We start from the raw sequence: 2,964 nt of genomic DNA, 5'->3' as shown, positions 1-2,964 counted from the left end.
GCTCATCTAAATCCCCTCCCGGGTTGGGCGGTCTTACCAAAAGAGTATCGAATATCCTCTCTTTCAGCTTGGACCGGTTTGAAGGGGCAAGGTCAGATTTTGAAATCCTGTTGACGAAAGTGCGTGCGGCGCTTCTTGAGATTGGTCGAGATGAGCCGAAGATGTCGACAGAGAGCGTGCGGCTTGCCGTGGCCTTATGTCTCCAGGGATTCATTAATGAGTTTGTTTTCTCTGTCGGCGCCGAGGAAAAACAACTAATCGAAGAAATTCGTGCTGAAATTGAAGGCGCTCTTGAGGCGGGTGTTTCCGTGGAGCCCGCACTCGAGGAAAAGTTGCTATTGCTGGCCATGTATGAGCCGCTATTTAATCTTTCATCGGCTCATGTCATCAGGGATTTTCCGAGGGAAAGCTGGTCATTAGAGTTTCAGGAAATACTGGATACGACCTTTTTTGTTCGCTTCGAGGAGGAGGTGATTAAAAATGAGGTCAAGAGCATTTCCGGGGTTGAGGATGCCACTTCTGAGGCCGTCAGGGCGCAGTACGAGGATAATCCATATCCGCGATGGATCTCCCGTACACCTACAAGAAAAATGAATTTCAGCGGATATCTTAAGCAGGTGACGCCTCGATTTACGCCGCAAGCAATGTTTAATGAACCGATCAGAATTCTTGTCGCGGGTTGTGGTACGGGGCAGCAGCCGATTTCCACGGCCATTGCGATTCGATGTGAGGTGCTGGCTGTCGATTTGAGCCGTGCGAGCCTGGCTTATGCGATTCGCATGGCGCGGAAAATGAAAATCGATAATGTCGAATTTGTTCAGGGCGACATTTTGGAATTGTCGGCCCTTGAGGAGAGATTTCATGTCATCGAATGCGCAGGTGTACTCCATCATATGAAAGAGCCCGTTCGCGGTTTGTCCGTGCTTGAGAAACTGCTACTTCCTGGGGGGGTGATGAAGATTGGACTCTATAGTGCAATAGCCAGGCGAAAGATCATCGAGGCCCGCGATTATATCGAGAGCAACGGCCTTAAGCCCGGGCACGAGGATATCCGCGCCTTCAGGAGAGATGAGCTAATGAGCGCTGCGGATAGATTCGACATCAAGCGCCATGGAGATTTTTACTCGCTCAGCACCTGCCGGGATCTGCTCTTTCATGTGCAAGAGCATGATTTGACTCTCCATGAGGTTAGGGAGTTGATTGACTCACAAAATCTTAATTTCATTGATTTTGAATTCATTGAGTCCAAGCATCGAGAAAGATATGCAGAGCGCTTTCCCGATGACACGACCATGATAAATCTTGACAACTGGGAGAGATTTGAAGAGGAGTTCCCCGATACGTTTCTGGGCATGTACCAGTTCTGGTGCCAAAAAGCGGGGGAGGCGGGTTAATCCGGGTTTCTGGCGGCCCCTAGCCCGGCTGCTGGGCCAGCCCCGGCTACGCCGTCTCGGCCGAAGGTTCGGCGAGATAGGTTCTGTTCGGATAGGTCCACACGAGTAGTAGTGAGATGACCCCCAGCGTGAAACTGTAGAGAAACGCCCAGGAATAGTCGCCTGCCATATCGTAAAGCACTCCGCCGAAAAAGCTGCCGCTCGCCATACCAATACTCGCGCCCATTGTGAATGTTCCGTAAAGAAGTCCCACGCGCTTAGGCCCGTAAAACTCGCGCGTCACGAGTGGATATAGTGTGCCATGTCCTCCGAGGCCAAGCCCGACAAATATGGCGACGAAGTACATGGTTCCCAACCCCGGCGAGAACAAAAGTAGGGGAACGGGAAATGTCTGCATGGATAGGAATAGGAGCAGAGTACCTTTAGGTCCGAACCGGTCGGACATCATGCCGCCGACAAGACGCCCGACCAGTGCTCCCGCTCCCAGGGCGCTCATCAGCATGGCGGCCTGAACGCGGGGCATACCCGATTCAATAGCGAAGGGGACGATGTGAACGAGCAGCACGGAATGGCACATGCAATCGCATGCATGACTTCCCAAAACGGTCCAGAAAGGCCGACGCTTCATGATCTCCTTGACCCCGAGTGAGGCTTCGGGGAGCGTTGCGGCCTCTTTAAATGTCGCGGATTTGGCCCCATTAGCGCTTTTCTTGGTTATGACGTTTTTCTCCGACTTAATGAACCAAACCGCCGGTAGGGTTAGCAGGAGGACTGTAGAGCCCATGGCTGCATACGATAATCGCCAGCCGTATGCTGCGATTAAATACCCGAGTATAGGGGCGGTAATCAGAATTCCGAGCCCGCCTCCAGCGCCCGCTAGCCCGGTGGCCAAGCCGCGATTCTGAGTGAAGGAGCGTTGAATGAAGGCTAGAATGGGGGTGTTGAATGCGCTTCGGCCTAGTCCGCTTATCACACCGATCAGCAGGTAAAACTCCCATATGCTTTGGAGGCGAGAGGCAAATATCATGGCAAGTGTGATTAGTAGGGTGCCTACGATGACGACTCGCCTGGTGCCGTATTTGTCGGCCATTGCTCCGGCGAGAATCGCGCTGGCCGAGCCGGTGATCATAAAGATAGAAAATCCGGCTGAAATGCTGGAGCGAGACCATCCGAATTCTTCGGATAAAGGTTTAAGAAAGATGCCAAAATTAAAGTTTAAGCTAGAGCCCAAGGCGAGCATGACAAAGCATGAGGCAATAATAGCCCATTGATACGTGGAAAAAAGCACATTTTTTTCTTGCATGAAGGAACGGCTCCTGGCCTCCGTCCCTCAGTGTGGAAAGGATAAGCCGAAAAGGACAAAGTAACGCCTAGTCATACTATGGGCAGAGGTCTTGATTTGCAACGTACCTCGCAAGGACGGATGGTAGGGCGAGATGTAATTTCTAGACCATGTTGTGAACTCGAAGGGTGGGCTGAGTGATTTTCGGGGGGGAAGTAGGGTTCTGGTGTTGACTCTTAAAAAGGGGATTCTTTTTGAATTTTCCTCATTTTAAATCGTCCCGTATTC

The 2,964-nt window shown here is 51.6% G+C and carries 2 protein-coding genes; one reads left to right on the top strand and one right to left on the bottom strand.

Annotated elements, in window-relative coordinates; all coding sequences use genetic code 11:
• The first annotated feature begins 110 nt into the window (after positions 1-110).
• Positions 111-1,394, top strand: a complete 1,284-nt coding sequence (locus HOJ95_05855) for a methyltransferase domain-containing protein (GenBank protein MBT6394206.1) — start codon at positions 111-113, stop codon at positions 1,392-1,394.
• Between the two features lie 46 nt (positions 1,395-1,440).
• On the opposite strand, the gene HOJ95_05850 is transcribed toward HOJ95_05855, so the two are convergent.
• Positions 1,441-2,697 carry an MFS transporter gene (locus HOJ95_05850; protein ID MBT6394205.1) on the bottom strand — a complete coding sequence of 419 codons (1,257 nt, stop codon included), beginning with the start codon at positions 2,695-2,697 and terminating at the stop codon, positions 1,441-1,443.
• Between the last annotated feature and the right edge of the window lie 267 nt (positions 2,698-2,964).

The sequence above is a fragment of the Nitrospinaceae bacterium genome (genome assembly GCA_018669005.1).
In the GTDB taxonomy this organism is placed as follows: domain Bacteria; phylum UBA8248; class UBA8248; order UBA8248; family UBA8248; genus UBA8248.
This window is presented reverse-complemented; position numbering and strand designations above follow the sequence as displayed.